Source organism: Mycobacterium sp. IDUB_1, from assembly GCF_055419625.1.
Map to the genome: position 1 here is coordinate 1 of NZ_JBVAYA010000020.1, position 254 is coordinate 254.

At 63.0% G+C, this 254-nt stretch carries 1 protein-coding gene; it reads right to left on the minus strand.

Features of this window, described 5'->3' with window-relative positions:
* Nucleotides 1–254, minus strand: a 254-nt coding sequence (locus ACZYYX_RS29480; protein ID WP_463818376.1) for a phosphopantetheine-binding protein, incomplete at both ends; no start/stop codon positions are given.

Here is a 254-nt window from a genome sequence, read left to right on the forward strand (position 1 = left end):
ACCCCGAACACCGACCGCACCCTGCTGATCAACCGAATACTCGACAACGAATGACCACCGAGTGCAAAGAAATCCGCATCGATGTCGGTGACCTCATAGTCCAGCACTGCGCTGAAGAGATCGACCAGCTGACGCTGTGTCTCGGTGAACGGAACGCGGCCGGTCCCCTCGACCGGAACCGGGTCGGGTAGGGCCTTGCGGTCGAGCTTTCCGCTGGGGGTGAGGGGGAAGGCGTCGACCCTGACGAACGCCGC